Origin of the sequence: Bellilinea sp. (assembly GCF_034432615.1) — a bacterium.
Lineage (GTDB): Bacteria > Chloroflexota > Anaerolineae > Anaerolineales > Anaerolineaceae > Bellilinea.
Genome location: NZ_DAOUBL010000376.1, coordinates 1 through 4,732 on the forward strand (window position 1 = coordinate 1; position 4,732 = coordinate 4,732).

4 protein-coding genes and 1 pseudogene are annotated in these 4,732 nt (G+C 62.4%); all 5 read left to right on the forward strand.

Annotated features, from left to right (window positions below; genetic code table 11):
* Window positions 1–118 precede the first annotated feature (118 nt).
* Window positions 119–1,177: a ketol-acid reductoisomerase gene (ilvC, locus tag VAE48_RS16675; protein WP_322794467.1), complete on the forward strand. Its 1,059-nt coding sequence runs from the start codon at window positions 119–121 to the stop codon at window positions 1,175–1,177.
* Window positions 1,178–1,204: 27 nt separating this feature from the next.
* Window positions 1,205–2,827 carry a 2-isopropylmalate synthase gene (locus VAE48_RS16680; RefSeq protein WP_322794468.1) on the forward strand — a complete coding sequence of 541 codons (1,623 nt, stop codon included), beginning with the start codon at window positions 1,205–1,207 and terminating at the stop codon, window positions 2,825–2,827.
* 44 nt (window positions 2,828–2,871) lie between these two features.
* Window positions 2,872–3,081, forward strand: coding sequence for a hypothetical protein (locus tag VAE48_RS16685; RefSeq protein WP_322794469.1), 210 nt, complete (start codon window positions 2,872–2,874; stop codon window positions 3,079–3,081).
* Window positions 3,056–4,486 carry a 3-isopropylmalate dehydratase large subunit gene (gene leuC / locus VAE48_RS16690; protein ID WP_322794470.1) on the forward strand — a complete coding sequence of 477 codons (1,431 nt, stop codon included), beginning with the start codon at window positions 3,056–3,058 and terminating at the stop codon, window positions 4,484–4,486. The genes VAE48_RS16685 and leuC overlap by 26 nt, the downstream gene beginning before the upstream one ends.
* Before the next feature lie 12 nt (window positions 4,487–4,498).
* Window positions 4,499–4,732: pseudogene (locus VAE48_RS16695) on the forward strand (3-isopropylmalate dehydratase small subunit); the annotation flags it as partial.

Here is a 4,732-nt window from a genome sequence, read left to right on the forward strand (position 1 = left end):
GGCGTGGTCGCCATGGAGCGCGGCAGCACACCGCTGTACCTGCCGCTCAACGGCAACGGCCAAACGCACCCCCAACCCGAAACAATTTCCGAAAACTGAGATGTGAGGAGAAGCAGACATGGCAAGAATGAACTTTGCAGGCATTGAAGAAGAAGTGGTCACCCGTGAAGAATTCCCGCTCAGCCGGGCGCGGGAAGCATTGAAGGACGAAGTCGTCGCCGTGCTGGGTTACGGCGTGCAGGGCCCGGCGCAGGCTTTGAATCTGCGCGATAACGGGATCAAAGTGATCGTCGGGGTCAACCCGGGCGGCAAGTCGTGGGATAAAGCCCAGCGCGACGGCTGGGTGGCCGGTGAAACGCTCTTCCCCATGGAAGAAGCAGCCGCCCGCGGCACGGTGGTGCAGTATCTGGTTTCGGATGCCGCCCAAAAACTGACCTGGGAACGCATCCGCCCGTGCCTCAAAGAAGGCGATGCCCTGTACTTCTCCCACGGCTTTGCCGTGGTGTACAAAGACCAGACCGGCGTGGTGCCGCCCCCCTATGTGGATGTGGTCATGGTCGCCCCCAAGGGGTCGGGCACCAGCGTGCGCGCCAATTTTCTGGCGGGCAGCGGCATCAATTCCAGTTTTGCCGTGGCGCAGGATTACACCGGCCGGGCGCGCGAGCGCACCCTGGCGCTGGGCATTGCGATCGGCTCCGGCTATCTGTTTGAAACCACTTTTGAACACGAGGTCTATTCCGACCTGACCGGCGAACGCGGCGTGCTGATGGGCGCGCTGGCCGGCATCATGGAAGCCCAGTACCAGACCCTGCGCGCCCACGGGCATACCCCCTCCGAAGCGTTCAATGAAACGGTCGAGGAACTGACCCAAAGCCTGATCCGGCTGGTTGCCCAAAACGGCATGGACTGGATGTACGCCAACTGCTCGGCAACCGCCCAGCGCGGCGCGCTGGACTGGCGGCACGAGTTCCGCAAGGCCACCCTGCCGGTCTTTGAACGCCTGTATCAATCGGTTGCCAGCGGGGAAGAAACCCGCCGCGTGCTGGAGGCCAACAGCCAGTCGGACTATCAGGAGAAATTGTCGGAAGAGCTGCGTCAGATGCGTGAATCGGAGATGTGGCAGGCCGGCGCCATGGTGCGCTCCCTGCGCCCCGAAAACTGGCAGAAAAACGCCTGAGGTCTTTAGCGGTTCAGGAGGAAAGCGATGAGCGATTCGTATGTCAGAATTTTCGATACCACCCTGCGGGATGGCGAGCAGTCGCCCGGCGCAACCATGACCAGCGCCGAAAAGCTGGAAGTGGCGCGCGGGCTGGCGCGTCTGGGCGTGGATGTGATTGAAGCCGGCTTTCCGGCCGCCTCGCCGGATGATCTGGAAGCCGTGCGGCGCATTGCAGTGGAGGTGGGCAATTCCACCGACGGCGGGCGGGTACCGATCATCTGCGGGCTGGCGCGCGCCACAAAAAGCGACATTGACAAGGCCTGGCAGGCCGTTCAACCGGCTGCCCGCCCGCGCATTCACACCTTTCTCGCCACTTCCGAGATTCACATGCAGTACAAACTGCGCATGACCCGCCAGCAGGTGCTGGAACGGGTTGCCGAAATGGTGGCCTATGCCCGCAGTTTATGCGAGGATGTCGAGTTCAGCCCGGAGGATGCCGGGCGCAGCGACCCGCAATTCCTCTACGAGGTGCTGGCCGTTGCTATCCGCGCCGGGGCAACCACACTGAACATTCCGGATACGGTGGGTTATACCACCCCGGAAGAGTTCGGCGCGCTGATTGCCGGAATCATCCAGAACACACCCGGCATCCAAAACTGTATCGTTTCGGTCCACTGCCACAACGACCTGGGGCTGGCGACGGCCAACACGCTGGCCGGCTTGCGCGCCGGGGCGCGTCAGGCGGAGGTCACCATCAACGGCATTGGTGAACGCGCCGGCAACACCGCGCTGGAAGAAGTGGTCATGGCGCTCCACACCCGCCCACAGTACTACGGCCTGCACACCGGCATTGACACCACCCAGATCAGCCGCATCAGCAAACTGGTCAGCAACTACACCGGCATGCCGGTACAGCCCAACAAAGCCATTGTGGGGGCAAACGCCTTCGCCCACGAAGCCGGCATTCATCAGGACGGCATGCTGAAGCACTCCCTGACTTATGAGATCATGCGCCCGGAAACGGTCGGCGCGACGCAGAGCAAACTGGTGCTGGGCAAACACTCCGGGCGGCATGCCCTGCGCACCCGTCTGGCGGCGCTCGGTTACGCGCTGGATGAAGGCGAAATGGATCAGGTGTTTGAACGCTTCAAGCATCTCGCCGACCGCAAAAAGACCATCACCGATGCCGACCTGGAAGCGCTGGTTTCCGATGAACTGTACCAGCCGCGCGAATTTTACGCTCTGGACGGCTTACAGGTCGCCTGCGGGACGATGGGCATGCCCACCGCCACCGTGCGCCTGCGCGGCCCGGACGGCCAGCTGCACGTCAGCGCGGCAGTTGGCACCGGCCCGGTGGATGCCGCCTACAAAGCCATTGATGCCATTGTCAAAGCCCCCAACACGTTGCAGGAATTTGTCGTCCACGCCGTAACCGAAGGGATTGACGCGCTGGGCGAAGTGACCGTGCGCATCGAGGGCAGCGACGGGCTGCTGCAAATCAGCCCGCAGCGCGAAGCCGAAGTGCCGCGCACCTTTGGCGGTTACGGCGCCGATACCGACATCGTGGTAGCCAGTGTCAAGGCTTATCTGGCTGCGCTCAACAAACTGCTGGTCGCCAGCGGTCAATACGGTAATGTGGAACAATCGGCGGTTCAGCCGGTTGGTTGAGGAATTTTCCAAAGTCATTCATTCGCCAGAGAGGAGAACGAACCATGAACCCCATTTTCTCATCCTATTTCGATGAAAACGACCCGGCACAAGCCTTTGTGCGCCCCAACACCATCCCGTCCGGCTGGGATATGACCGATTTTCTGATGAAAAGTCACCCCCACACCCCGGCAGCCGAAATGAACGGCACCGCCTACGAACAACATCTTCGCCAATCGGGGAATGCGTATGAGCCGCCCAAAAACGTTGTTTGAAAAAATCTGGGACAGCCACGTCGTCGTTCAACCGCCGGATTCGCCCGCCGTTCTGTACATTGACCTGCACCTGGTGCACGAGGTAACCTCCCCGCAGGCGTTCAGCGGACTGCGGGCGCGCGGCCTGCGCGTGCGCCGCCCGGAACGCACGGTCGGCACACTCGATCACGGCATCCCCACCCTCACCAGGCCCAACGGCAACGGCGACGGCCGCCTGGCCTTTGCCGATGAACTCAGCCGCCGCCAGATTCTGCAGATGGAGGAAAACTGCCGTGAATTTGGCATCCCGCTGATGGGGTTGGGCAGCCCCAATCAGGGCATTGTGCACGTCATCGGCCCTGAACTGGGCCTGACTCAGCCGGGCATGACGATTGTGTGCGGCGACAGCCACACCGCAACGCACGGCGCGTTTGGCGCCCTGGCCTTTGGGATTGGCACCAGCGAAGTGGAGCATGTCCTCGCCACCCAGTGCCTGCTGCAGCGCAAACCCAAAACCTGCGCCGTGCGCATTGAGGGACGCTTAAACCCCGGCGTCACCGCCAAGGATGTCATTCTCGGGCTGATTGCCCAGATCGGCGTGGCGGGCGGCACCGGTTATGTGTTTGAATACATGGGCGAAGCCGTCCGCGCCATGAGCATGGAAGAGCGCATGACCGTCTGCAACATGTCCATCGAGGCCGGAGCCCGCGCCGGCATGATCGCCCCGGACGATACCACCTTTGAATTTCTTGCCGGACGTCCCTATGCCCCGCAGGGTGAGGCGTGGGAACTCGCCGTTGCCCGCTGGCGCACCCTGCCCGGTGACGAGGGCGCCGCTTATGATCACACCATTACCCTCGATGCCAGCCGTTTGCAACCGATGGTCACCTACGGTACCAACCCCGGCATGGGCATTCCCATCAGCGGGCGCATTCCTTCTCCCGACGAGGTCGGCGATTCCGCTCAACGCGCCGCGCTGGAAAAATCGCTGGCTTACATGGGGCTGCAGCCGGGCGCGCCGCTGCTCGGTCACAAACTGGATGCTGTTTTCATCGGTTCCTGCACCAACGGACGGCTGGCAGACCTGCGCCAGGCCGCCGCTCTGCTGCGCGGGCGTAAAGTAGCGCCCGGTCTGCGCGTGCTGGTGGTGGCCGGTTCGCAGCAGGTCAAAAAACAGGCTGAAGCCGAGGGTTTGCACCGCATCTTTTTGGAAGCCGGCGCCGAATGGCGCGAACCAGGCTGTTCGATGTGCATTGCCATGAACGGCGACCAGCTCGAGCCCGGGCAGTATGCCATCAGCACCAGCAACCGCAACTTTGAAGGGCGGCAGGGCAAGGGCGGGCGCACCTTCCTGGCCAGTCCCCTCACCGCGGCTGCCTCGGCTTTGACCGGCGTCATCACCGATCCGCGTCCCTATCTTTCCTGAGGAGCCGTTGCCATGCAGCCATTTAGCCGTTTGACCTCCAAAGTGGTCGTTTTGCCCGTCAGCAATGTGGATACGGATCAGATCATCCCGGCGCGTTTTTTGAAAACCACCGACAAAAACGGGCTGGGCGCCAGCCTGTTTGCCGACTGGCGCTACCTGCCGGACGGCAGCCCCAATCCCGATTTTGTCCTCAATCAACCCCACGTGCAGGGCGCGCAGATTTTGCTGGCCGGCGATAACTTCGGC